The organism is Aquidulcibacter sp., assembly GCF_049239865.1.
In the GTDB taxonomy this organism is placed as follows: domain Bacteria; phylum Pseudomonadota; class Alphaproteobacteria; order Caulobacterales; family Aquidulcibacteraceae; genus Aquidulcibacter.
Genome location: NZ_JBMLTR010000219.1, coordinates 73,117 through 97,760, shown reverse-complemented (window position 1 = coordinate 97,760; position 24,644 = coordinate 73,117). Strand labels below are relative to the sequence as shown.

The following is a 24,644-nucleotide window of genomic DNA, read 5'->3' as shown; positions in this document are numbered from 1 at the left end:
ATGAATGATCCACGTCTTGAAGAACTAATCGAAGAATTCTCCTTCCTAGACGATTGGGAGGAACGGTATCGCTATGTGATCGACCTTGGCCGCACATTGCCACCATTGGCGGAGAGCGAGCGGGTGGAGATCGCCAAAGTGCGGGGCTGTGCCAGCCAAGTCTGGCTTGTGTCTGCCGCAGCACCGGACACTGGTTTGGTCGAGTTTCGGGGCCAGTCAGACGCGGCCATCGTGCAAGGTCTTTTAGCGATTTTGGTGCGACTCTATTCAGGTCGTCTCCCCGCAGAGATTCTGGCCCTAGACGCCCAAACTGCCTTTCAAGCTTTAGGTCTGGGTGATGCACTCACGCCGCAGCGTTCCAACGGCCTCAAAGCAATGGCGCAGCGCATGCACGACGTGGCGCGGGATGCACTAGCTGCGTCGCAAGTTTAGGCAGCCTTTCGTTCAAACACCAGTCGCGGGGCTGGGGCCGCTCGTAAGGCTGCTTCGAGTTGATCGAGCATATCATCCACCTTTGGATCATCGCGCCGGTCCTCGATCAAATGACAGGCATAGGCCACCGTTGAACGGTCGCGGCCAAAGGCAACCGCAACCCGATGCAGGCTCATGCCGAAGGCAATGTGGGTCAAATACATTGCAACCTGACGCGCAAAGGCGTGTGGGGCCGTCCCACGATCAGGTACCAACAAATCGACACTTATCCCTAAAGCGAAGGCCGCGGCATCGCAGGCAAAGCGAGCCCGTGCACAGTCTAACTGGTATTTCTCAACTGGTTTCATCATCGTCCCACCTCGGTCAATGCGCCAAGATTGGCATGTGCCGAGACGGGGGAGGATGAACGAGAAACTATCCCCCCGTCAGCCTGTCCAAGCCGACAGGGTGGGACAATCTCAAGCCGACTTGCTGACCGGTTGGAATGCGCGGTAGCCGGCGAACAAAATCGCCAACATAATCACTTCAATGACCATAGGAGCTGGGGCCGTCGGGGCGAAGCCGTCGAGCGCCAGACTTACAAAACGCCCAGTCAAGGCAAGGCCAAGCATGACCATAGGCACCAGCAAGGCATCCGCCCGCATCTTCCAAGCGCCATAAAGCGCGAACAAGGATGCCCCAATAAAGAAGCCCGTGAAATCAGCTCGAATGGTGGCAAGGCCTTGGGTGCCGACTGGCGACAAAAAGAAGGCCGCAGCCAATCTGGCAGGCTGCAGCAAAAAGCCCAGCCCAATGACGAGATTAAAGAGGCCCAAGACAAGGACTAGGCCGCGTACGATTGTTTTCATTTGTTTTACTCCCCGAACGCTTTCAGACCTAACCGGATTGAAGGGGTTTGCAAAGATAGCGGTTTTGGGGTGATGCTAGGCAGTGCCCATTGCGCGCCGGGTTAAGGCGCTGCTTCTAAGGTTTGAACACCATCAAATAGAGAATGATCAACAAGGGTACGGTCGCAATCAAGCCAATCGTAATCCACCATCTTGCGTCGCGCCAATAACTATCGGGGATGTCCCCTGTTTCTGCGAAGAGCTTTGCAGCCCTGCTCTGACGGATTTGGAGCGGGATTAAGAAGACCATCCAGAGTAATCCGGCCACAACAAACCAGAATACGCTCCAACTTAACCATGAAACCTCAAAGAGTGGCCATTGCCCCATCAGTGATATTCCAATTCCCCCAACCAAGGTCAGCACGATACCCGGCAGGGTGAACAACCAGTCAGCGATGATGACAGCGCGATTGGCAAATGCAATCTGTTTGGCGTCTTTGGTCATATCCGCCAACACCTTCCAAAACGCTGTGATCGTGATGTTTCCGGCAAGCAGGATCACACCCAAGATGTGTGCGTAGACGAGGGTTTGGTAGAGGGTGGGGTTCAACGTGATTCCTTCGGTACGTTTCAATTGGAGCGCGCAGAACTAGCTGCGCATTTGAGGAAATGGCGTGGCACGAGCCGCACGCTGCCATTTCTTTCACTCAATACAAACTTAAAGGCAAATTCTCAGTCTTGGAATGCCAGCCTTTAGCTTCGCTCAGACGCATTACAAATCCTGAACAAAGGAAGTGTCAACGTTGTAAAGACGAGCGTACAGCAATGGCCTTGCCTTTGCTTCGACGACTTTGCCCAGCTTATGCTGCGCGCTCCCATTCACCCATCAAAAAGCGCGGCCCGTTGCCGGACCGCGCTCGTTTGAATTTGACGATGGCGAAATGGACTTCTTAGAAGTCCATATCGCCCATGCCGCCCATGCCACCTGGCATGCCGCCTGGTGCGCCGCCAGCGCTCTTCTTTGGCGCTTCAGCGATGGTGGCTTCGGTGGTGATCAACAAGGAAGCAACCGAAGCTGCGTCTTGCAGAGCCGTGCGCACGACCTTTACGGGGTCGATGATGCCGGCGGTGATCATGTCGACATATTCTTCAGTCTGAGCGTTGAAGCCGAAGGAAACCGAAGCATTCTCAAGGATCTTACCGACCACGATCGAACCTTCGACGCCTGCGTTTTCCACGATCTGACGGATCGGGGCTTGCAGCGCCTTACGGACAATATTGACGCCAGCTTCTTCGTCGTCGTTCGAGCCCTTTACGGTGATGGCTTTCGAAGCGCGCAGCAAGGCGCAACCGCCGCCAGCCACAATGCCTTCTTCCACCGCAGCGCGGGTTGCGTTCAGTGCGTCATCCACGCGGTCCTTACGCTCTTTCACTTCAACTTCAGTCGCGCCGCCAACCTTGATCACGGCAACACCGCCAGCCAACTTGGCCAGACGCTCTTGCAGCTTTTCACGGTCATAGTCAGAGGTGGTTTCTTCGACTTGACGCTTGATTTGCGCGATGCGGCCTTCGATGTCGGCCTTTTCACCAATGCCATCGACGATGGTGGTGTTTTCCTTGGTGATGGTGACTTTCTTGGCGCGGCCCAACATCTCGATGGAAACGGTTTCCAACTTAATGCCCAGGTCTTCCGAGATCACTTGACCACCGGTCAAGATCGCGAGGTCTTCCAGCATGGCTTTACGACGGTCGCCGAAGCCAGGCGCTTTCACCGCAGCAACCTTCAAGCCACCGCGCAGTTTGTTGACCACCAAAGTCGCCAAGGCTTCGCCTTCAACGTCTTCTGCGATGATCAAGAGTGGACGGCCGGATTGGACCACAGCTTCGAGGACTGGCAACATGGGCTGCAAGCTCGACAGCTTCTTTTCGTGGATCAAGATCAGAGGATCGTCGAGCGAAACTTCCATCTTGTCCGCGTTGGTGATGAAGTAAGGCGACAGGTAGCCACGGTCGAACTGCATGCCTTCCACGACGTCCAACTCGGACTCGAGGCTCTTGGCTTCTTCAACGGTGATCACGCCTTCATTGCCAACCTTGCTCATGGCTTCAGCAATCATCTTACCGATTTCTGCTTCGCCATTGGCCGAGATGGTGCCGACTTGTTCGATTTCAGAGTTCGACGAAACCTTCTTGGCCGAAGCCTTCAGGCCTGCAACCACTTCGGTTACAGCTTTGTCGATACCGCGCTTCAGATCCATTGGGTTGCGGCCAGAGGACACAGCCTTCATGCCTTCGCGAACAATGGCTTGAGCCAGAACGGTTGCAGTGGTGGTGCCGTCGCCAGCGGTGTCGTTGGTCTTCGAAGCCACTTCGCGCAACATTTGTGCGCCCATGTTCTGGAACTTATCTTCCAGTTCGATTTCCTTCGCGACCGAAACGCCGTCCTTAGTGGTGCGGGGTGCGCCAAAGGACTTTTCGATCACCACATTGCGGCCCTTAGGACCCAAGGTGACCTTTACGGCATTTGCCAAGATATCAACGCCCTGAAGCATGCGGTCGCGTGCGTCAGAACCAAACAATACGATTTTTGCAGCCATGATAGGTGCCTTTCAGAATTTAAAGAGGAGGAAGAATTAGGATTCGAGGACGCCCATGACGTCGCTTTCCTTCATGATCAGAAGGTCATCGCCGTCGATCTTCACTTCCGTGCCAGACCATTTGCCGAACAAGATGCGGTCGCCGACCTTCAGGTCCATCGCGATGCGCTCGCCGTCTTCGTCGCGGGCACCAGGGCCAACCGCAACGACTTCGCCTTCTTGTGGCTTTTCTTTAGCGGTGTCTGGGATGATGATCCCGCCTTTGGTTTTGGTTTCTTCTTCAACGCGCTTTACCAGCACGCGATCGCCAAGCGGACGAAATGCCATTTGACTTGCTCCCTTTGAGGATTGTCAGGTTTAAGAAAATCAGTGTCGGCCAATCGGACGGGCGGTGTGCTTTAGCACTCACCCTGCCCGACTGCTAACACAGCGTGGAGGTAGGGATGCCCCTTCCGCCTGTCAACAGGTGCCGAGGTGAAAAAAGTGCAGTCAGCGAAGCTTGATAACAGGATTACGAGAGAAGCTTAGGCGCGGGGTTGGAAGCCCGGCACCCCGGCCCGCCAGAGGGTGAAGGCATATTCATCCGCCGATTTTGAGTCTATCTGCTCCCGTGTGGAGCCGATGCCATGACCCTCATCAAAGGTAACGCGCATCAGGACAGGCTTTTTCTGCTTGGGCAGCACTTGCAGACGGGCGGCAAGCTTGGCGCCATGATAGGGCGCGACACGAGGATCCGTCGCACCTGTTATCACCATCACCGCTGGATAGGCGATGTCGTCTTTCACATTAAGATAGGTGTCCATGCCGACAAGATTACGATAATCCTCGGCCACCGAGGGATCGCCGAATTCTGGGAAATTGCCGGGTCCATTCTGCTCGACTTCGGTCCGCGAGCTGTTCATTGACCCCACATCACAAATCACGCCTGCGAATAGGTCTGGTCGGGTTGTCATGGCACGACCAACTGCAATGCCGCCGGCCGACGTGCCCTTGATCGTCAACTTTGATGGACTGGTCAGGCCACGTGCGATCATATCTTCGCAACAGGCGATGTAATCATTCCAAGTATTAAACTTAGTCGCCTTCTTGCCGGCTTCGTACCAAGGCCGTCCGTAATCTCCACCGCCGCGCACACTGGCGAACATAAAGATGCCGCCCTGTTCCATCATGGCGGGCCAGCGTAAATTGAGAAAGGGGGTGTTCGAAATCTGGTACGCGCCATAGGCGTCTGCCAAACAAGGTGCTGGGCCGCGCCTGGTCGCATTCTTGGCCGATATGACCACATAGGGGATTTGCGTCCCGTCTTTGGCCTTGGCGAGGTAGCGCTTACTTTCAAAGGGCGTCAGATCAATGTTGGGCGTTGGCGACAACCCGGTATCGGAGAAAGTGTCGGTATCGGGGCTATAGTTCCAAATTCCGCGATGTTGCAGCCATCCCCCTAGGACCATATCAATTCCCGGGCGGTTTACGTTGCCAAAGATTGCGTAAATTCCTGCTTCAAAAGGCATTTTGACGTCGGAAAGCTCGCCATTCTTGCTCAGCCTACGAAGCCCCTGAGGGCCGCCGTCCATGATCTGGATGTAAAGCCCATCTGAGGCAACGCCTATGCCCTCAATCGGGTTTTTGCTAGCTGGCACAACTTCCTTCGCGTTCACCAAATTAGGGATCTCAAGGTCTATTGCCACGACCCGCCCCAGAGGGCTCTCCTTCTCCGAGACAAGATAAAGTGTCGAGCCGGAAAGCGCGTAACCTGTGATCTTATCATTTTGCGCGCAGATCTTCGTCCAAGCTGGACTGCCAGCCACTATCCCATCGAGGGAGGCACTCCAAATGCTGACTTCGCGGCGAACTCCATCAACGCCCAGTAAGAGTGCAAATTTTGAATCATCACTGGGGAAAATGATCGGCACTTCGACTTCAGTCAGGTCCAAAACTTTGTTGAGACCATAAGTCGCGACGTTTAGATCGTCCTTGGGATCTTGGCCCAGTTTGTGGAGCCAGCAGACAGACTTCATGAAGTATTCTGGCGAGCCTGGCACCGACTTGTCGGACAGCCGATTGAGAAAGAATCCTGATGAATCTGGCAGCCATAGCGCTGGCCCAAACAAAGCGCGCTGAAATGTTTCCCTTAAAGTGATGCCATCGGCTACCCGAATGATGCGCCCAACAGATTCTTCTGATCCCGCGGGGGAGGAGCCATAAACAACATAGGCACCGTCTGGAGAGGCGCGCCACCAGTCAATCGAGATATGGACCCCATCCTCGCCCTTCATCAAATTAGGATCCAAAAGGACACGGCGATTGCCGTCCGGGCCTTTGACTTCAAGGCGGATCGTACTGGCCCCAGCGGGGCGCACAGTTAGAAATAAATTATCACCGGCGCGCTGAATTTCCCTGACCGCTTCAGTCCCACCCGACAAGCCAGAAATGCGCTTCTCAAGGGCGGCACGTCCGGGAATCCTATCCAAAACATGACGGGCATAGGCGCCCTGTCCTTTGGCATAAGGCAGCCAATCGGGGTCCTTTGGGTTTTCCATCCAACGGTAAGGGTCGGTTGTGGTAATTCCAAAACGGCTCATCACGACGGGTTCAACACGCGCGACTGGTGGGCGAATTGCCGCCAAAGCTGGCTGAAAGCCGATGAAACCTGCCCCTGCGACCGCACCAGCGCCCGCCAGTAATGTCCGTCGTGTCGTCATAATCCGCTCCACTTACAAAAGCAGACTCGCGCCCGCAAACCTAAAATCACGAAAATGTTACAATTGGCATTGCGAAGTCGTCAATCGAAATCAAAGACGAATTCGCTCTAAGCCTCTAACTGTTGCCAAGTACCGGCTAGACGATGACATTGCCCAGACTAATCCCTATTTGCTCGCCATGACCGATACACCCCTTACCCTCGTCAAAGCTTGGACGGCCGCCCGCAAGCGCTTGGAAGCGGCCAAAATCGACACGCCTGTGATTGATGCCCGGATCTTGTTGTTAGCGGCCGCAGAGACCGACCGCGCAACCTTGATTGGCGACCCGCACCGCCCGTTGACGCCGGAAGCGGCCATGAAATTTGAAACATTCGTGCAACGTCGCGAGCAGCGCGAACCTGCCGCCCATATCGTGGGGAAAAGGGGCTTTTGGACGCTGGACCTCATCAGCGACCGTCGAGGCCTTGTGCCGCGGCCTGAAACCGAAGTGATTGTCGATTTGATTTTAAAAACCCATGCTGTCGATGTGCCCAATCGGGTGTTGGACCTTGGCGTGGGCTCAGGCACAATCCTGTTGGCACTATTGGCTGAGCGCAAAAGCTGGACTGGGGTGGGGATTGACCGCTCGGAGGAGGCGCTTTCACTTGCTGGGGAGAATGCGTCGTTACATGGCCTAACAGACCGCGTTGATTTGCGTTTGGGCGATTGGCATCAGGGTTTGGACGAGCAATTTGATATTGTCGTCTCTAATCCCCCCTACATCCCGTCGGCCGTAATCGACTCGCTACAAGATGAAGTGCGCCTACACGATCCGCGCTTGGCACTGGATGGCGGCGAGGATGGTCTTGATCCCTATCGCATTCTGTTTGCCGCACTTCCGAAGGTTTTAAAACCTTCAGGTGTGTTTGCTTTTGAGTTCGGGATCGACCAGGCCGATGCCGTCATGGCACTCGCCCAATCCGTCCGAGGACTGATTAATTTGCGTGTGATCAAGGACTTATCTGACATTGATCGTGTCATTTTTGGGACCCTCGCCTAGACGCCAAGGTTTCCCCAACGGCTTTGGGACTCACCAAGTAAAATCAAGTCAAAAATTATCCTTTACAGATAGAAATTCCAGTCGCACACTTTCCTTGTCTGAAGCGGATCCACCCAAAAAAGGACCGCACGGACAAGGGAGGACAATATGGCTAGAAAAGCATTGCTCAACGGGGCTAGTGCCCTGTTGGCTGTTATCATGACGACAGGCGCGGCTCAGGCATTCGCACAAACCGCTACGACGGACGAAGCTCCAAAGAAAGAAGTAGAAGTTATTGTGGTAACCGGTTCCTTCATTCGGGGAACTTCGGAAAGCGCTTCTTTACCCGTCAATGTGATCAGCTCGGCTGATCTGGAAAAAGCGGGCACCCCCAGCACGGTTGAGTTGATCAAGCTCCTCAATGTCTCGAGCGGGGTACAAGGCGACACCAACCAATTTGATGCCCGCGCTCAAGGCAATGAAGGTGCTGGCTCGGTCAACTTGCGCGGCATTGGTCCAGAGCGGACACTCGTGTTGTTGAACGGTCGCCGCATGGCCTACAACCCATTCGGTTTGGTCGGCACGGTGGTTGACACCAATCTGATCCCATCGGCTGCAATCGGCCGGGTTGAAGTTCTCAAAGATGGTGCGGCAGCGACTTACGGCTCTGACGCTGTGGCTGGCGTGGTCAATTTCATTACCCGCACCAATCTCGAAGGTTTTGAAGTCGGTGGCGACTATAAAGCCATTGACGGCTCGGACGGCAATTATACGCTCGCTGCCTCATGGGGCCATCAAACCGATCGGGCCAAGCTCTTTGTCTCGCTCGGCGTCCAGATGAAGACCGAGCTTCCGATTACAGCCCGCGACTGGGCCAATCTGGACTATCTGTCTAACCCAGAAGGCGGCTGGTCGGCCGCAGGCAACCCCGGCACTTATATCGCGATTGGCCCCACGGGTGGCCCAGTTTCGGGCATTACACGCGAACCAAATTGCGGCCCCCTTGGCGGCTTTGCGGGCTTCAGTGCCACAACGCCCGTGTGCTTCTTCCACTTCACGCCCTATGACAATATCGTCGAAAAGGAAGAACGGTCGCAATTGTTTGCGAGTGCGGATGTGGACATCAATGAAGACCACAAGCTGCATGCCGAGCTTCTGATCTCCAATACGAACACGCCAGAATGGAAAACCTCGCCCAGCTACGCCTTCTTGCAGGCCCCCTCGGCACAGGCATTGCCAGCCATCTCTGGCCTACCCGGACGTTTCTTCGTGCCGGTGACGAACCCGGGCTATATTGACCTTCTGGCCAAGAACCCCGGCTTGTTCCCAGCCAGCACCATTGGGGTAAACATGTTGGCCTATCGGCCATTCAGCTACGGCGGCAACCCTAAATTCACCCCAGATGACCCACGCGGTGGCTCGCAGGGTGAACGCAGCTTCGAAGCTGTACGCGTGTCTGTTGGCATGAAAGGCAAATTGACCAGCACCATCGATTATGACGTCAATCTGGCGGCTATGGATGATACCGGTATCCGCACCGGCTATGACGTCTTGGTCAACCGCTTCCAACTCGCCCTGCGCGGCTTGGGTGGTGCCAATTGTAACGTGGCAGCCAATACGCCAGGGGCCAATGGATGTCAGTGGTTCAGCCCGTTTGGTACCGCCATTCCAGGCAACTCCATTACCGGCGTCGCCAATCCCCAGTATAATCCAGCCTTGGGCGCTGCGAACGCGGCCTTGGTGGAGTGGTTCTATCCAGAAGTGCGCACCAAGCAGACGTCCAGTCTGGTCGTGTTTGATGCGGTCATTAATGGCGAGACCAGCTTCAAGCTGGGTGATGGCCCAATTGGCTGGGCTTTGGGCTACCAGTACCGGAAGAACTCATTCCGCTCTGATTTCTCAAAGTTCTCAGACCTGACACAACAGCCTTGCGTCTCGTCACCAGACTTCAACAACAACACCTGCGCGGCCGTTACTGGCCCAACCGTGTTCTTGTCAGGTTCATTCCCAGCGAATGTTAGTGCAGACGTGAATGCGGCCTTCTTTGAACTCCGCCTGCCGTTTACCAGCTCATTTGAAGCCCAAATTGCTGGTCGCTATGAAGACTTTGGTGGGGCAGTTGGTTCAACCTTTAACCCGAAATTCTCGGCGAAATGGCAAGTCACCGACGCATTTGCCGTGCGTGGGTCCACCAGCACCACGTTCCGAGCCCCATCGGTGTCCAACATCCAGCCAACTTCTGTGACAACCTTGCAGAGTATTTTGGGCACCTTCCGGGCGGTCGATATCTTCGGCAACCCGAATTTGGACCCTGAAACGGCGACCACCTATAATATTGGTGCCTTGCTGAACACGGGAAATTTCAAAGCCTCGATCGATTACTGGCGCTTTGACTTTGACAATCCAATCGTGAGCGAGCCAATCGCAGGACTTGTTTCAACCCTGTTCCCGACAACGGGTGCTGGAAATTGCGGCAATCCAACCTTTGCCGCCATCCAAGCGAAATTCACCTTCAGTGGTGGCGTTTGTAACTCAGCGAACATCTCTCGCCTCAACACGACGGTGATCAACGGTTCCGCCGTTCTGACCGACGGGGTGGACATCAGCGTCGACTACACCTTCCAAGAAATCATGGGCGGTGACTTGAAGCTCGGGTTGGATGCCACTTACACGATGAGCTATGACGTCGACCCACTCTCAATTGGTGGCGTCCCTGTCGCGCCGGCATTGGATGCTTTGGGTAAGCTGAACTTCCAAACAACAGCCTATCCACTGCCGCAATATAAAGGCACGCTCTATGGCCTTTATGAAACCGGTGGCCATTCGCTGCGCCTCGCGATGAACTTCATCGATGAGTATACAGACCAACGTACCGCCCCGTTTGCACCCAGCTTGAACTATAGCACGGTTGCTGGTGTCACCGGTTCGGTCACCACGGGCAAAACGATTGAGGCTTGGCAGTCCTTTGACCTGACCTATCGTTGGGCGATGGAAAATGACCTGACCTTTACGTTTGGGATTGAAAACATCCTCGACAAGGATCCAAGCTTTGCCCGTCTGGAACTCAATTATGACCCATTCACGGGCAACCCCTTGGGCCGGACGTATAAGATCGGCCTGAAGAAAGCCTTCGGTGGCCCTAAGTAAGATCCGAAGCCAACGCGTTTGCTGCGGCCCGACCTTTCAAAGGTCGGGCCGTTTGCTTTGAACCCAAGAGCACTTTAACTGAGAGCAACAGAATTAGGCCTTTTCAACAGAAGCTAATCAAGCTAAGAGACTATTCGTCCGTGATGCAGCCCAAAGGGGGGCCTGCATATGGAAACGACACACCATCAACTCTAGCCCAAACCTTTAATCCGCTTTCGCTTTGATCTTGGCCTTTGGTCTCGATTTAGGTGACATGCAATTGAGGCTTGTGGAATCAGGGAAATGATCGTGTGGATACAGTCTGTCCGTGAGACGTTGAAATCCATTTCGGGATTAGGTGTTAGCGATAGCTGTTTTCGGAGCCGGTTGTGCAAGGTCACGGATCAATTGCACGAAAACCACGCTCTCTTTTTTAAATCTTTGCGTGTCAGACGTCTTTTTGAAGCAGTCACGCAAAAACCATGAAGCCGGCTTGCAGGCTTGCTCATGGCATTAATTGGCCAAACCACAGCCAGGAAACAAACAGGGCTTGCATGATGAAGCGGCAACGCGGTCGGGGACGTAATCCAGGCCAAAAACCACAGAATAACAATCCAAATCGCGCCTATGAGTCGAACGGACCCGACATTAAAGTCCGGGGTTCGGCCCAAACGGTTTTTGAGAAATACCAACAGCTCGCCCGCGATGCCAATTCTTCTGGCGACCGGGTCTTGGGCGAAAACTATTTGCAGCATGCGGAACATTATTTCCGCGTTTTGCGCGCCATGCAGCCAACCTTTGTGCCCCGCACCGAAATGATGATCGCGGGCTATGAAGATGAATCCGATGATGGCGACGAGAACAGCGAAGCCATGGAAGGCGCAGAGGGCGAAGGCGCTGAAGGCAGCGAAGGCGCGCCTCAGCCTGAATTCAACCCCAACCGCCCACCCCGCGAAAACCGGTTTGACCAAAACCGTGGTGAGGGACGTAATGAACCCCGTGGTGAGGGTGATGAAGACCGCTTTGGTCGTCGTCGTCGTCGTCGCAGAGACCGGTTTGGCAATGAACTTCCCTATCAGGCCAATGGCGGCGGGGAAGAAGGTCAAGGCGAAAATGCGCGCCCACCACGTCAAGATAATCGCGGTGAAGCAGGTGGCGAGCCCGGCTTCAACGGCGGGGGCGAAAGCTATAGCCGCCCACTGAGCGCGCCACCAAGTGAATTCGCTGAGCCGACGAGCTTTAGCGAGCCACAGGAAATCGTTGCCGCTTCTGAAACCACACCAGCACGTGAACGTCGTCCACGCCCACCGCGTGCGCCGCGCCCACCGCGTGAAGCAAAAGCTGAGGATTCAGGCTTTGGCGGGGAATTGCCAGCCTTCCTAACGGCCCCGGTCCCAACACCGACGGTGGACTAAGCCAAGCGGCTTTCTTTCGAAATTTAAAGGGCGGTGAGGCTTTGGCTTCGCCGCCCTTTTCTTGTTACCGATCAGTTGACAAGCAATCACAAGGTTGTGATTAATGGCCCTTCAACTGAGGAATTTTAGCGATGTCATCTCTCGATCCTGTTCGCGTGCCTGCGAGCACCGAGCGAAATTTTTTCTTGATCTTTTGGGTGCTAAGCCTCGCAGCGGTGTCATTTGGATTTATGCCGGGTCTTGGCCCCTATCTGGCTGGGTCAAAACCGTGGCCGCCCCTTGTGGTGCATATGCACGCCGTGTTGTTTTATGGCTGGATGGCGTTTTTTCTGGTTCAGATTTGGATGATCCGCACCAAGAATCTCAAAACCCATATGAAGCTAGGGCTGGGTGGCATTGGCCTTGGCGCGGCCATGACGGTGATTGGCACCTATATGACGCTCTATATGGCCAAGTTCCATTATTTAAATGGCGAGAGCCGCCAGCTTGAATTCATGATCGTGCCCTTGTCGGATATGGTCAGCTTTCCGATTTTCTTTGTGGCGGCAATTGCCTTTCGGAAAACAGGGGCCACCCACAAGCGCCTGATGCTATTGGCGACGACGGTTTTGTTGGGTGCAGGCTTTGGACGCTTTATGGGCCGCCCCCTCTCAGAAGTCTTTGGTGACGATACGATCTTCGGCTTCTGGTTTACACTTTATCTTATGCAATTTCTGATGATGATGGGTGCCATGATCTACGACTTGGCGACGCGGCGCGTAATCCATCCTGCTTACCTCATGGGCGTGCCTTTCGTGCTAGCCGTTCAGCTATTCACAGCCTATGTCATCACCAATCCGGCGTGGCCGAGCTTCGCAAAAAGTTTGATTGGAGTGAGTTGATGAAGTTTACATTTCAGCCTTTGCGTTCGGCCTTGGCGGTAGGTTTTGTTGCGACCGCCAGTTTGGTTTCAGGCTGTGACGTCAAGGCAAAGGTCGATATCGCAGAAGGTGGCAGAATCGCTTTCGTTGAGCCCGTCATTCGCACTCCGATCGCAGGGCGTCCAACTGCAGGCTACTTCGGCTATGAACGTTCATATAACTCGACGGATCGGATCATTGCGGTGGCATCACCCGCATTCAAACGCGTTGAAATGCATGACAGCGTTACGGAAGGCGGGATGAAGAAGATGGTCAAGCTCGATACGCTTGATCTACCGGCCAAAAGCGCGATTAAATTTGCGCCTGGCGGCAAACATCTTATGCTGTTCGAGCCCACAAAAGAGCTCAAAGACGGCGATCAGGTTAAAGTGACGTTTGTGTTCGCGGAGCAGAACCCAATGGTCATCACCTTTAATGTGCGAGACGTCGTTCTCATTACTGGCACTGAGGAATCCATGGACCATAGTAAGATGGATCACGGCTCCATGGATCATGGTGCCATGAACCATGGCGACAAAAAGCCTTGATCGCACGCGCCCTGCGTGAGGTAAGGCGCTAGGGTCTAGTCGGGGCGGGGTGACCTCGTTAAACCTGAGCGCGTGACCATTCCTCTTGATGCCCAACCCCGCACTTTTGTCGAACGCGCCCCACAGGCGTGGCAACCTTTTTTGCGCCTATCCCGCTTTGACCGCCCGATTGGGTTTTGGCTTTTGGCCTTGCCTTGCTTGATGGGCCAATTCTTGGGACGCGCAGGAATCGGATTTTCGGCACTCGACGCGCTCCTCATCGCTTTGTGGGTCATTGGCTCCATCGCCATGCGTGGGGCCGGCTGCAGTTTTAACGACCTTGTCGACCGCGATATTGATGCCCAAGTAGAGCGTACAGCTGGCAGGCCCCTGCCCGCAGGCTTGATCAGCGCCAAACAAGCCCTGATCTGGACTCTGGCGCAATGTTTTGTGGGCCTTCTGGTTTTGCTCGTCTTGCCCACACCCGCCCAAATCATGGCACTGTGCGCCATCCCGATGGTTGCAGCCTATCCTTTCATGAAGCGCATCACGTGGTGGCCACAGGTGTGGCTGGGCCTCACGTTCAATTGGGGGGTTTTGGTCGGCTATGTCGCCGTGATGGGCAGCCTCGATGCGTCCGCACTTGCCCTTTATGCAGCCTGCGTGGCTTGGACGATTGGCTATGACACCATCTACGCCCAGCAAGATGTTGAAGATGATGCACTGGTCGGCGTGAAATCCACCGCGCGCTTGTTTGGCGATCATGCCAAGCGTTGGGTTGGCGGATTTTACCTTTCCACGGCGCTATTGGCTGCTGCGGCGTGCATGTTGCGCGATCAACCCCTTGCCAGCCTGATTGTCGGCCTGTCAGGGGTCTTGGCCTTTGGCTTTCACCTCTTGGGGCAAATCCGGCAAATTCCTGTCACTGGGCTAGCCAAAGACCCTTTAGCCCTGTTTAAATCCAACAAGACAGCTGGCTTGATCTTGGTGGTCGGCCTGATGGTGCAAGCCTTAGTCGGCTGGACGCTGTCCTTGGGGGGATTGGGATGAGCGAAGCCTTGGCAGCTTTAGACCCGGTGATGGCGCGCTTAGTTGCCGCCCATGGCCCATGCCCCATCCCGACGCGTGAGAGCCAAAGCGCGTATCAGAGCCTGTTTCGCGCCATCGTCTATCAACAATTGTCCGGCAAAGCGGCAGGCACAATTTTAGGCCGCGTTCTCACCCTGTGTGGCGACCCGGAGGCTGCACCTGACCCTGCAGACTTCTTGAGCCATTCTGATGAAGCGCTGCGCGCGTGCGGCCTGTCGCGGCAAAAGTTGGCGGCTTTGCGCGACCTCTCTACGAAACGGCTGGAAGGCATTGTACCCGATAGTGCTGAGATTGATCATCTGCCAGATGAGGAGATCATCACCCGCCTGACCGCCGTGCGCGGCGTTGGTCAATGGACGGTGGAGATGTATTTGATGTTCACCTTGGGCCGACCCGATGTGTGGCCCGTGGATGATTTGGGTGTGCGCAAGGGCTGGATGATCGCCCATGGCCTGCCCGAAATGCCCAAGCCCAAGCCGTTTAAAACCATGGCTGACCATTTGCGCCCATATCGAACGCAGGTGGCTTGGTATTGCTGGCGCGCCGTCGATACAGTGACGCCCGATGCGTAAACGCTGGTTTCCACTGGCATTCTGCCTTGGCCTGACGGCGTGCGCGAGCTTGCCAACGCGAGAGGCCTTGCCGCCCGGACAGGCTTTGATCGGGACTTGGGATAATCAAGCACAGATTAAAGCCGCCCCTCCAGAACTTGTGCGCCCACCAGTTGCAGGAAACCCCTATCCTTGGGTGGATGGGCAAAGCGCGCAATTCTTTGAGGTCCGCGCCCCGAACATCGCCGGACCAAAAGATCAGGCCATCTATCTAATATGGCGCAGTGGAAGTCCGACTGGCCCGATCAGTCGCCAACGTCTGTGGGTGTTTCGCCCGCAAGAGGGTGGCAAGATTTCGATGGACTTCTACGCCTTCAAAACCCCTGAAGCCTTCGCCGACGCAGGTCCAGGAAGCAAAGCCTTCGAAGCAGTGACTATTGAGGATTTAACGGCCTATGGGCCCGCCTGCAGCTTGCCGGTGATCAAGACCGCGACTGGCTGGACGGCGTCTATCCCCACGACCTGTTCAATCATAGCCCGCTCGGGCCGCAAAATGACCCTATCGGCCGACTTGCAGGTTGATGGAGACCGCTTCAGCTATCAAGAACACGGCCTACTAGAAACTGGGGCCTATGCGTTTAAGGTACCCGGCGGCCCCGCCTATGAATTCAACAAAAAAGGACCTGCCTCATGACCCTGCTCATCCTTGGACTGATCATCTTCTTAGGCTCACATGCTTTCATTCGATTTCGTGGGCCTCGGGACCAAATGGCCAGCAAATTGGGCGCTCAGCCTTATCGCGGCGTGTTTTCCCTGATCAGCTTGGCAGGCTTTGTGCTGTTGATTTTCGGCTATGGCCAATATCGCGCAGCGGGCATGATCCCAGTCTGGACCCCGCCGACTTTCCTCAGCCACATCACGCTGTTGTTGATGTTGCCGGTGATGATTTTGTTGGTAGCCGCTTATTCGCCCGGTAAAATCAAAGCTGCCGTTGTCCACCCCATGCTGGCAGCGGTCAAAATCTGGGCTTTGGCGCACCTTTTGGCCAATGGAGACTTAGGCTCAATGCTCTTGTTCGGCAGCTTCTTTGCTTGGGCTTTGTTTGCCCGCATTCGCCTTGGAAAAGCCGAGCGCGTGACCTTGCCGATGAGCACGGGTGACTGGATTGCGATTGGTGGCGGGCTTGCTGTCTGGGTTGGGTTTATCGCGGGTCTGCACAAAATGCTGATCGGCGTCAGCGTTTTTGGCTAACCCATGGCCTCACCCACGATCGACCCCAAAACTATCTTTACGCCAGACGAGTGGGCGGGCTTGCGCCAGCGCAATGACTGGATCGGCTTAGGACTGGTCGTTCATGCTTATGTGCTGATCGGCTTGGCCGTGGCGCTTTTTGCTTGGGCGCCAAACCCCGTGACCTGGTTTATCGCGGTCATGGTGGTGGGCGCGCGCCAATTGGGCTTAGCCATCCTGATGCATGAAGCGGCCCATGGTGGCCTCAGCACCAACCAAAAGCTCAATGACTTTGTTGGCCATTGGCTGTGTGGTGCACCTGTCGGCGCGTCTCTGCATCGATATCGGCCCTATCACCTCTCACACCATCGCAATACCCAACAAAGCAATGATCCAGACCTTGGCCTTGCCGCCCATTTTCCGATCAGCAAAAAGAGCTATCAGCGCAAGTTAATCCGCGATTTGACGGGGCAGACCTTTTTCAAACATACGCTGCGGCCCTTATGGGGATTTCTGCGCGCACCGGCTCAAGCAAGCCCTGAGGCGCGCGCCGCTGCCCTGACGTTTTTGGGCGCACAGGCGGTGGTGTTCATCTTGTTTGCTGCCGCTGGCCAAGCATTAGCCTTTGTGACAATCTGGCTTGTCGCCCAAGCCAGCTGGTATCCGGCCGTTACGCGCCTGCGCAATATTGGCGAACATGCCTGCGCAACACCAGACCCTAGCGACCCATGGCGGCTTGCCCGCACGACCTATGCGAACCCGTTAGAACGCCTTCTGATTGCGCCCTATTGGGTCCATTACCATGCCGAGCATCATTTATGGATGTACATCCCGTGCTATCGGCTGGAGGCTACCCATGCGCTCTTGAACCAAAAGGGTTGGACCGAAAAGATGGAAATCAAGCAGGGCTATCGCCAGATTTTAGAGTTGGCGACGGCAAAGCAAGCCTTATAAATTAAGGCTCCAGACGCACTGGCGTTGGATTGGCCTCCAAAGCAGGCAAAGCGCCATAAGGCGACTTGCCGCTGCTAGGCATATCGCGATCAATTGCGGCAGTTTCAGCCGCATTCGACGAAGAAACCACGCTTGTGGCGCACCCAGCCAAGACCATGAGCGAAACAGCGGTGAGAGCAACTAACTTAAGTGCCATGACATCCCCCGATACCCAGCAAACCCACGCATAAACATTGTCTACCCCTATCGGAATGGTACAGTTTCTCTGGATTTCGCTGAATCAACACAACTTATGATACAGATCGAAAGCTAAACACAGGCCTAGGATTGTCAAGTATTTAGAATAGGATTTTCGAGCCCTGCTGAACAAGAAAAAAGCCCAGTCCGAGGTTCGAACTGGGCCTTCACCTGCTTTAGTGATACGTGGCTTAGCTATTGGGCTGGCTAGCTGGTGCCGCAGCACCTTCTGGCTCCAACGTCACTTTCATTGGATTTGGGACCAAGTCCAACATAGCACCAGAGCTTGCGTCCACGCCCGCACCAATCAGGCCACCAACTAGAACGTTTCCAGCCATAGCCGCGCCACCAGCGCCAGCTACTTTGGTGACAACGGTGCCAGTGTAGGTCTTATAACCTGGCTTCGTGATGGTGACCGTGAACTCAGACTTGCGTGGCATCTTGAACGTACACGGTGTTGCCAAGCAGCCATAGCCATTTGTTGTCGCAACCGTCGCGCCAGATGGCATGGTCTCGACGGTGAAAGTCGTGTTCGTACCACGCGTAATTGTCGCACAACCAGAAACAGCCATGACTGAAACCGCGACAACAGCAACCAATTTTAACTTCATATTTTCCCCCAAAAAGTCAAGCAAAACAGGACACAAGTCATAGGAATACTTATCGTAAGCCCCCAATCCTTTTTTAGTTTTGCTCAGCCAACACAACTTACGATATGAAGCCCAAGCTAAACACGAGCTTTAGCTTGTCAATCATTTAGAGTGTAGATTATGGAGTCCTGCAAAGGCCCCTTGTGATGGCACCTTTGTTAAGGAAATAGGGGTCCATGACCATTGAAAGCTTAGCGCCTTTTATCCTTGCCAATACCCGCCAGCTTCAGCCACCCCACTGCCCTGAGATCACCTTACATTTGGCAGACGAAGCGGTGGCTCTGTGGCAGTTAAGTGCCGAGGAACTTGATCAGAAAGGCCTTCCCCTCCCTTTTTGGGCGTTTGCTTGGGCGGGTGGACAAGCCCTCGCGCGCTATCTTCTCGACAATCCAGACCTTGTGAGCGGCAAGGACGTGCATGACTTAGCCTCAGGCTCTGGTTTGGTGGCGATCGCGGCCAAGCTCTCGGGCGCAAGTAAAGTGACTGCGGTCGATATTGATCCCTACGCCATTGCAGCCATTGACCTAAACGCACACTTGAACGGGGTGAGCCTTCTCACGCATCAAGGCGACATCATCGGCCAGCCGCTTGAGACAGACGTACTATTGGTCGGCGATCTCTTTTACGAGCGCGAACTCGCAGAGCCTTTATTTGTTTGGCTCAAGCAGTGCCAGCAGGCCGGAATTCTGGTCTTGATTGGGGACCCAGGCCGGACCTATTTGCCGAAGGCAGGCCTAAAAGAACGCGCCTGTTACCAGATCGAAGTATCACGCGAGCTAGAAGATCAGGACGTCAAGGTGACTCGGGTTTGGGGCCTCGCTTGACCCTCACCTGATTGTTCGATTGAAGAGCAATGAGATCAGCCTATGTGTTAGGCGAAACGCACAAAGCGCAAATCCTTTGAGAGGGAAACGACATGAAACAATGGTTGGCTGCCATATTGGCGCTTTGCAGCGTTAGCGCCTGTTCTGGCCCGCAAGTGCTCAACCTCGTTGCACAAACGCCCGGGCCGGTTCAGCACAATATTGCTTATGGCCCACTGCCACGCCACACCCTGGATATCTATTCCCCGAAAGTTATGAAGCCAGACACCCCCGTTTTGGTGTTCTACCATGGCGGATCTTGGCAATATGGTTCGAAGGACGACTATAAATTCTTAGGCTCGGCCTTTGCGGCGCGCGGTATTCAAACTGTGATCGTCAATTACCGCTTGCATCCAGACGTGATTTTCCCCGCTTTTGTTGAGGACGGTGCCAAAGCGCTTGCCTATACCCAAAAGTCGATCGCCAAAGGCCGCCCTGTATTCATCTCGGGACATTCCGCTGGGGCCCATATTGCCGCCATGATCGCGCTGGACCCTGAATTCCTCGCCGCGGAAGGCACCAATATTTGTGATGCAACTAGAGGCTTGATTGGTATTGCTGGGCCTTATGACTTCACCCCAGTCGAGCCAGTTTTCAAGCGCATCTTCCCGACTGAAATTCTGCCCAGCACCAAGCCGATCAATTACGTCGCCAACAAGGCCCCGCCTATGCTGTTGCTGCACGGCACCAAGGATATGACCGTGGACCCCAAACGGAGCGAGCAAATGGCCGCCGCCTTGGCCCAGCATGACAATCTGGCGCAAGTGAAGCTCTATCCCGGTGTAGAGCACCTCTACATCATCGGCGCGATCTCGCCTGTGGTTCGGCGCAGCGCACCGACCTTGGTCGATACCGTCAACTTTATCCAAGAGCAGAAATCGGCTGGTTATCCAGGTTGTAGAAATCAGGTCAAAAGCTGATGCGGCGCTTTGATCCCGCCGCCCGCAATGTTTTGGGTGGCCCGCTCGAGATCTGCTCTATGGATCCACTCACGGGCTGGTTCCGCAATGGTTGTTGCGAGACCGAAGGGCTCGATCACGGCACACATGTTGTCTGCGCCGTGATGACGGAGGCCTTTCTGACCCATCAACGTCGCGAAGGAAATGACCTCATAACGCCGCGCCCTGAATATGGCTTTGCGGGCCTGAAACCGGGCGATCAATGGTGTGTGTGCTTGACGCGTTGGAAAGATGCGCTGGATGCCGGCTGTGCGCCGCCGATCATGTTGGAAGCCACCCATGAGGAGGCTTTGGTGGTTGTTCCTTTGAAGACTCTGAAAGCCTATGGGGCGGAGGCCTAAAGCCTATGTCAGATATCGCCGAGCCCAGCTTTGAAGACCTTGGCGCAGGCCGCGCCCGGCTCACCCTCGTTCGGGATACACCAACTGGTCCAAAACTCTGTGAGATCACCTGGTATCACCGGAGTGATGGTACGCGTGTCCTTGATCACACCTTCGTCCCGCCAGCGCTCAATGGCCAAGGCTTAGCGGCAACCCTGACAGAGGCAGCCCTCACTTTGGCACGACAAGATCAGGTCCGGATCGTGCCGCAATGTTCCTATGTGGCCCGCTGGATTGACCGCCATCCCGCTTGGCAGGATTTGGTCGCGTCCTAGTTACGCGCGCACGAGAAGACCGTTTAGGGCGTTCATTTCAACGGCGTCGGGCAATTCCCACATGGTCTCGACAAAATCGAACATGGAACGGTCGACCTCCATCGCGTAGGTATCGCCCTTATTCGCATTGCGGCCTTCGACCCGCGCCCATCGTTCCTCGACCGGCACATCGAGAACATGCAGCACGACAGGGATTTGCGCTTCGGCGGCCAGCTTGGCGAATTTCTGCCGATGGGCCGACTTCGTAAAACCCAAGTCTAAAATAGCCGGAACCCCAATCGAGACAGCCTGTTTCGCCGTTTCAAAGATCATGGCCTCACACCGATCAATGCGCGCCATCGTCCAGTCGAATTCGATTGGCTGCGGGCTATCCTGCCAAAACAAAGTCACCATCCAGCGATCGATGGCAAAGTGGAGGCCACCTAAGTCGCTCGCCAGAGCTTGGGCGTAGGTTGACTTGCCCGCGCCTGTACTGCCGCAGATCAAATGAAACGCTGCTTCTGCCATTAGCCCTGCCCCTCGTCCGGAAATGCCCGTCTGCTTAGGTGTTGAAGATGGGCTTGTACATCATTTGGCCAGTTTGCGATCAAGGACAAAAAGCGTGCCTTCTGGCCTGCAAACAATGCCCGAGACACCTCATCATAATCTGGTGCATTTCCTGACACAGCAGCCATAAACCGGTAAAGCGCGTCTCGCCCTTCCGTAATGGCACCTGCGCCTTCAGTCTCACGTCGGGCCGCTTCAACCAATTTTCGCAAGGTGACGCTGGCACCACCCGGCTGGCGGGCCAACCAGTCCCAATGGCGCGGGAGAAGCGTGACTTCTCGGGCCGCGACGCCCAATTTGGGTCGACCTACCTTGCGTGCTGACGGAAGCTCTACCGGCTCTAGACGCGCGACAACATCAGCAACACTCCCCCGCAAATCCAACTCAATCGGCTGACTGGTCTCGCCATGAAGGACCAAGACCGAAAGGTTGGGGTCTGTGTCCAATTGTTGTTTGACGCTGGCCGCCACCTCACGCAGAGGCCCAAAAGCCAGCATACTTGGGCCAGCAAAGGCAATCGCGGGTAAATTTTCTTGATAGGTCATGTTCATCTCCTGTCGCTAATTATTATCCGGATAAAATAGGTGACGTCAATATCATCCGGATAAAATTATGCAGCGACGACACCCTGCGCACTGTCACGTGACTGAAAACAGGGATGACCTGACCCCTGCCTCGGACTACATGAGGTCGGACGGAGGACACATGGCCTATAAAAGTATGCGCGAGTTCATGGCGCGGTTGGAGAGCGAGCAAAAACTGGTGCGCGTGCGCGAACCGGTCTCGACTGTCTTGGAGATGACGGAGATTCAGACGCGTCTCTTGGCGACAGGCGGGCCTGCAACCTTGTATGAGCATGCCTTGATGGCAGATGGCTCAAAATCCAGCATGCCGGTCCTCACCAATTTGTTTGGCACCGTCGAGCGCGTGGCCATGGGCGTAACCATGGACGGCAAGGACCGCCGCACGGCGCAAGACTTGCGCGAAGTGGGCGAGTTGTTGGCATTCTTGCGCCAGCCAGAGCCGCCACGTGGCCTAAAGGAAGCTTTTGACCTGCTACCTTTGGCCAAAACCGTCATGCAAATGCGGCCCAATACGATTTCGGGTGGGGTGTTTGCCAAAGCGCCGTGCCAAGAGGTGGTTTGGGAAGGCGCGGATATCGACTTGTCGCGCTTGCCCATACAAAGCTGCTGGCCCGGTGAGCCTGCGCCATTGATCACTTGGCCCCTGATCGTCACCAAAGGGCCGAGCGATAAGCGGCAGGATAATTACAATCTCGGCATTTATCGGATGCAGCAATTGGGTAAGGATCGCGCCATTATGCGCTGGCTCGCCCATCGTGGTGGTGCCCAACATTACAAGCGCTGGAAAGATACCAAGCCCGAGCCTCTACCCGCTGCCGTCGTCATTGGGGCAGACCCCGGCACCATTCTCGCTGCTGTGACCCCAGTCCCGGACACGTTGAGCGAATATCAGTTCGCAGGCCTGATGCGCGGCCGAAAGCTGGACCTCGTTCCCTGCAAGACGATCCCGATTGAAGTGCCAGCGGAAGCTGAAATCATCATTGAAGGCCACGTGCTGCTGGATGAATTCGCCGATGAAGGCCCATATGGCGACCATACCGGCTATTACAACTCCGTCGAGAAGTTCCCGATCTTCCAAGTCTCCTGCATTACCATGCGCAAGGATCCGATCTATCTTTCGACCTTTACGGGCCGGCCGCCCGATGAACCCTCGGTTTTGGGCGAGGCGCTGAATGAGGTCTTCATCCCGCTTCTTCAGCAGCAATTTCCCGAGATCACAGATTTCTGGTTGCCGCCAGAGGGCTGTTCCTATCGCATTGCCGTGATCTCGATGAAGAAGGCCTATCCGGGCCATGCCAAAAGGGTGATGATGGGCGCTTGGTCGTTTTTGCGCCAATTCATGTACACCAAATGGATCATTGTGGTGGATGACGATATCAATGCACGTGACTGGAAAGATGTGATGTGGGCCGTCTCCACCCGTATGGACCCAGCGCGCGATATCACCCTCGTTGACCGCACGCCAATCGACTATTTGGACTTTGCCAGCCCAGAAAGCGGCCTCGGGTCCAAAATTGGCCTTGATGCAACCAATAAAATCCATCCCGAAACCCACCGCGAATGGGGCGAAGAAATCCGGATGGACAAGAAAGTCATTGATGCTGTGACAGAGAAATGGGGTCGCTTGGGCCTACCCGGTGAAGGCAAGCCAATCTGGAAATAGCGCTGGCTAACGCGGTCAAGCGATAAGGTTGACGCGCGGGCCATCGGTTCGGGTGTCAGTGTGAGGGCTTGTATCGCGGCGTACGTTCAAATCCGCCAGCAGCCCGCCGAACTGCACAGCGTCTGAAAACACTTTGGTCTTTGCGGGCTGTTCATTCGGTTGCGCGCTGTCCTTGGGATGGGCAGGGTCGATGTTCTTCTTGGCATAAGACACATCGGTGCAGTCGCGGCACATATAGCCATTGACGATTTCCATGATGCACTTCCTCACTGAGACTTCACTCAATGGAGGTTACGCAGCACCTAAGACTTTGGTTACAGTAAACATTTATCGCTGAACCAGAATGGATTTTATGGTTTCTACTTCCTTAACGCCGCTTAGCAGCCTCTAAAGCCAAAGCGCGCTTGGCCCGGTGAACGGCGGCATCTAATTCCTGCAGAAAGCGCGAGCGGTCTGAAGCCGCAAAGGCCCGCGGCCCAGAGGTTGCGACCCCCATGGCACGAAGGTGCTCGCCAATTTCACGACCCGCCAGCGCGGAGCCAATGGAATCGCGCGTGAAGGGCTTGCCTTGATTGCCAATCGCTTGTGCCCCGGCTTTCAAAGCCCGATCGGCCAAGGGAATGTCTTGGGTGATAACAATGTCGCCGGTGCGGCATCGTTCGGCAATCCAATCATCGGCGGCATCAGGGCCGGCATCGACGACCAGTCTCTCAATCAATGGATGAGCCGGAATTTGGATAAAACTATTGGCCACGACCAAGGTCTGCAAGCCATAACGCAAAGCGACTTTATAGACCTCATCTTTGACGGGGCAGGCGTCGGCATCCACAAATAGGCGAGTCATGCCGCTTTATGACTGAAAGCTTTGGTCAGCACCAGTCTAGCACCAGTCTAGCACCAGCAAAGGGTCAGTCGCGCCGACTAGGCACTTCGATAAAGCCGGAATAATCGACCATGCGCTGCGGCATTAGTTCTTCAAACTGTTCCCGCATGACGCGCGCCAACTTCAGACCGAGATATAGGGCCAAACTGCCCATTGCGACCAAGATAAGACTTGCAATGATAACTGGCATCTGCGTGCCTCCCCACCATTTTTTCTCAGGCTACCACCCGAGTGCTGAAA

General features: G+C 55.1%; 29 protein-coding genes. 16 read left to right on the top strand and 13 right to left on the bottom strand.

Features of this window, described 5'->3' with window-relative positions; genetic code table 11:
* Entirely contained in the window at window positions 1-432 is a 432-nt protein-coding gene (locus tag ACOVRA_RS15995) for a SufE family protein (RefSeq protein ID WP_421721163.1), read from the top strand.
* On the opposite strand, the gene ACOVRA_RS15990 is transcribed toward ACOVRA_RS15995, so the two are convergent.
* The 6 genes from ACOVRA_RS15990 to ACOVRA_RS15965 form a co-directional block, all read right to left on the bottom strand.
* On the bottom strand, window positions 429-782 hold the full coding sequence (locus tag ACOVRA_RS15990) for a helix-turn-helix domain-containing protein (protein WP_421721162.1): 354 nt from the start codon (window positions 780-782) through the stop codon (window positions 429-431). The two genes, ACOVRA_RS15995 and ACOVRA_RS15990, sit on opposite strands and share 4 nt — an antisense overlap.
* A gap of 108 nt (window positions 783-890) precedes the next feature.
* On the bottom strand, window positions 891-1,280 hold the full coding sequence (locus ACOVRA_RS15985) for a DUF4345 family protein (RefSeq protein ID WP_421721161.1): 390 nt from the start codon (window positions 1,278-1,280) through the stop codon (window positions 891-893).
* A gap of 115 nt (window positions 1,281-1,395) precedes the next feature.
* Window positions 1,396-1,869 carry a DUF2269 family protein gene (locus ACOVRA_RS15980; protein ID WP_421721160.1) on the bottom strand — a complete coding sequence of 158 codons (474 nt, stop codon included), beginning with the start codon at window positions 1,867-1,869 and terminating at the stop codon, window positions 1,396-1,398.
* A gap of 340 nt (window positions 1,870-2,209) precedes the next feature.
* A complete protein-coding gene (gene groL / locus ACOVRA_RS15975; protein WP_421721159.1) occupies window positions 2,210-3,856 on the bottom strand; it encodes a chaperonin GroEL in 1,647 nt (548 codons plus the stop codon).
* A 36-nt stretch (window positions 3,857-3,892) separates the two neighbouring features.
* The gene (gene groES, locus ACOVRA_RS15970; protein WP_290803848.1) at window positions 3,893-4,183 is read right to left on the bottom strand and encodes a co-chaperone GroES; all 291 of its coding nucleotides are present in this window, start codon (window positions 4,181-4,183) and stop codon (window positions 3,893-3,895) included.
* A gap of 197 nt (window positions 4,184-4,380) precedes the next feature.
* The gene (locus ACOVRA_RS15965; protein ID WP_421721158.1) at window positions 4,381-6,555 is read right to left on the bottom strand and encodes a prolyl oligopeptidase family serine peptidase; all 2,175 of its coding nucleotides are present in this window, start codon (window positions 6,553-6,555) and stop codon (window positions 4,381-4,383) included.
* A 178-nt stretch (window positions 6,556-6,733) separates the two neighbouring features.
* On the opposite strand from ACOVRA_RS15965, the gene prmC reads away from it, so the two are divergent.
* The 10 genes from prmC to ACOVRA_RS15915 all read left to right on the top strand — a co-directional run bounded on the left by prmC (window position 6,734) and on the right by ACOVRA_RS15915 (window position 17,364).
* A complete protein-coding gene (gene prmC, locus ACOVRA_RS15960; RefSeq protein WP_421721157.1) occupies window positions 6,734-7,594 on the top strand; it encodes a peptide chain release factor N(5)-glutamine methyltransferase in 861 nt (286 codons plus the stop codon).
* Window positions 7,595-7,741: 147 nt separating this feature from the next.
* Complete coding sequence (locus ACOVRA_RS15955; protein ID WP_421721156.1) at window positions 7,742-10,720, top strand: TonB-dependent receptor domain-containing protein; 2,979 nt, start codon at window positions 7,742-7,744, stop codon at window positions 10,718-10,720.
* Between the two features lie 533 nt (window positions 10,721-11,253).
* A complete protein-coding gene (locus ACOVRA_RS15950; RefSeq protein WP_421721155.1) occupies window positions 11,254-12,114 on the top strand; it encodes a DUF4167 domain-containing protein in 861 nt (286 codons plus the stop codon).
* A 131-nt stretch (window positions 12,115-12,245) separates the two neighbouring features.
* Entirely contained in the window at window positions 12,246-12,995 is a 750-nt protein-coding gene (locus ACOVRA_RS15945) for a hypothetical protein (protein WP_421721154.1), read from the top strand.
* Window positions 12,995-13,561, top strand: a complete 567-nt coding sequence (locus ACOVRA_RS15940) for a copper chaperone PCu(A)C (protein WP_421721153.1) — start codon at window positions 12,995-12,997, stop codon at window positions 13,559-13,561. The genes ACOVRA_RS15945 and ACOVRA_RS15940 overlap by 1 nt, the downstream gene beginning before the upstream one ends.
* Before the next feature lie 72 nt (window positions 13,562-13,633).
* Window positions 13,634-14,590, top strand: coding sequence for a 4-hydroxybenzoate octaprenyltransferase (gene ubiA / locus ACOVRA_RS15935; protein ID WP_421721152.1), 957 nt, complete (start codon window positions 13,634-13,636; stop codon window positions 14,588-14,590).
* Window positions 14,587-15,201 (top strand): DNA-3-methyladenine glycosylase family protein, encoded by a 615-nt coding sequence (locus ACOVRA_RS15930; RefSeq protein ID WP_421721151.1) that lies wholly within the window; start codon window positions 14,587-14,589, stop codon window positions 15,199-15,201. Before ubiA ends, ACOVRA_RS15930 begins: the two co-directional genes overlap by 4 nt.
* Window positions 15,194-15,874, top strand: a complete 681-nt coding sequence (locus ACOVRA_RS15925) for a CpcT/CpeT family chromophore lyase (protein ID WP_421721150.1) — start codon at window positions 15,194-15,196, stop codon at window positions 15,872-15,874. The genes ACOVRA_RS15930 and ACOVRA_RS15925 overlap by 8 nt, the downstream gene beginning before the upstream one ends.
* Window positions 15,871-16,431: an NnrU family protein gene (locus ACOVRA_RS15920; RefSeq protein ID WP_421721149.1), complete on the top strand. Its 561-nt coding sequence runs from the start codon at window positions 15,871-15,873 to the stop codon at window positions 16,429-16,431. The genes ACOVRA_RS15925 and ACOVRA_RS15920 overlap by 4 nt, the downstream gene beginning before the upstream one ends.
* A 3-nt stretch (window positions 16,432-16,434) precedes the next feature.
* Window positions 16,435-17,364 carry a fatty acid desaturase family protein gene (locus ACOVRA_RS15915; protein WP_421721148.1) on the top strand — a complete coding sequence of 310 codons (930 nt, stop codon included), beginning with the start codon at window positions 16,435-16,437 and terminating at the stop codon, window positions 17,362-17,364.
* A 1-nt stretch (window position 17,365) separates the two neighbouring features.
* Here the strand turns inward: ACOVRA_RS15915 and ACOVRA_RS15910 are convergent, their stop codons facing one another.
* Together ACOVRA_RS15910 and ACOVRA_RS15905 are read right to left on the bottom strand one after the other, a co-directional pair.
* A complete protein-coding gene (locus ACOVRA_RS15910) occupies window positions 17,366-17,560 on the bottom strand; it encodes a hypothetical protein (RefSeq protein ID WP_421721147.1) in 195 nt (64 codons plus the stop codon).
* 232 nt (window positions 17,561-17,792) lie between these two features.
* On the bottom strand, window positions 17,793-18,212 hold the full coding sequence (locus ACOVRA_RS15905; RefSeq protein WP_290804979.1) for a PEGA domain-containing protein: 420 nt from the start codon (window positions 18,210-18,212) through the stop codon (window positions 17,793-17,795).
* A 215-nt stretch (window positions 18,213-18,427) separates the two neighbouring features.
* Here ACOVRA_RS15905 and ACOVRA_RS15900 point away from each other — a divergent pair, with 215 nt between their 5' ends.
* The 4 genes from ACOVRA_RS15900 (at window position 18,428) to ACOVRA_RS15885 (ending at window position 20,728) form a co-directional block, all read left to right on the top strand.
* Window positions 18,428-19,075 carry a class I SAM-dependent methyltransferase gene (locus tag ACOVRA_RS15900; protein ID WP_421721146.1) on the top strand — a complete coding sequence of 216 codons (648 nt, stop codon included), beginning with the start codon at window positions 18,428-18,430 and terminating at the stop codon, window positions 19,073-19,075.
* 92 nt (window positions 19,076-19,167) lie between these two features.
* Window positions 19,168-20,034 (top strand): alpha/beta hydrolase, encoded by an 867-nt coding sequence (locus ACOVRA_RS15895; RefSeq protein ID WP_421721145.1) that lies wholly within the window; start codon window positions 19,168-19,170, stop codon window positions 20,032-20,034.
* The gene (locus ACOVRA_RS15890) at window positions 20,034-20,414 is read left to right on the top strand and encodes a DUF2237 family protein (protein WP_367117177.1); all 381 of its coding nucleotides are present in this window, start codon (window positions 20,034-20,036) and stop codon (window positions 20,412-20,414) included. Before ACOVRA_RS15895 ends, ACOVRA_RS15890 begins: the two co-directional genes overlap by 1 nt.
* A 5-nt stretch (window positions 20,415-20,419) precedes the next feature.
* Window positions 20,420-20,728 (top strand): GNAT family N-acetyltransferase, encoded by a 309-nt coding sequence (locus ACOVRA_RS15885; RefSeq protein ID WP_421721144.1) that lies wholly within the window; start codon window positions 20,420-20,422, stop codon window positions 20,726-20,728.
* Here ACOVRA_RS15885 and ACOVRA_RS15880 read toward each other — a convergent pair whose 3' ends face one another.
* Entirely contained in the window at window positions 20,729-21,235 is a 507-nt protein-coding gene (locus ACOVRA_RS15880) for an AAA family ATPase (RefSeq protein WP_298229208.1), read from the bottom strand.
* Window positions 21,235-21,819 (bottom strand): DUF2239 family protein, encoded by a 585-nt coding sequence (locus ACOVRA_RS15875; RefSeq protein ID WP_421721143.1) that lies wholly within the window; start codon window positions 21,817-21,819, stop codon window positions 21,235-21,237. Before ACOVRA_RS15875 ends, ACOVRA_RS15880 begins: the two co-directional genes overlap by 1 nt.
* Window positions 21,820-21,979: 160 nt before the next feature.
* On the opposite strand from ACOVRA_RS15875, the gene ACOVRA_RS15870 reads away from it, so the two are divergent.
* On the top strand, window positions 21,980-23,521 hold the full coding sequence (locus ACOVRA_RS15870) for a UbiD family decarboxylase (protein ID WP_290804995.1): 1,542 nt from the start codon (window positions 21,980-21,982) through the stop codon (window positions 23,519-23,521).
* A gap of 15 nt (window positions 23,522-23,536) precedes the next feature.
* Here ACOVRA_RS15870 and ACOVRA_RS15865 read toward each other — a convergent pair whose 3' ends face one another.
* From ACOVRA_RS15865 to ACOVRA_RS15855, 3 genes are all read right to left on the bottom strand, one after another.
* Window positions 23,537-23,776 (bottom strand): hypothetical protein, encoded by a 240-nt coding sequence (locus tag ACOVRA_RS15865; RefSeq protein ID WP_421721142.1) that lies wholly within the window; start codon window positions 23,774-23,776, stop codon window positions 23,537-23,539.
* Between the two features lie 112 nt (window positions 23,777-23,888).
* A complete protein-coding gene (locus ACOVRA_RS15860) occupies window positions 23,889-24,365 on the bottom strand; it encodes a YaiI/YqxD family protein (RefSeq protein WP_421721141.1) in 477 nt (158 codons plus the stop codon).
* Window positions 24,366-24,429: 64 nt separating this feature from the next.
* Window positions 24,430-24,594, bottom strand: a complete 165-nt coding sequence (locus tag ACOVRA_RS15855) for a hypothetical protein (protein ID WP_421721140.1) — start codon at window positions 24,592-24,594, stop codon at window positions 24,430-24,432.
* Window positions 24,595-24,644 lie beyond the last annotated feature (50 nt).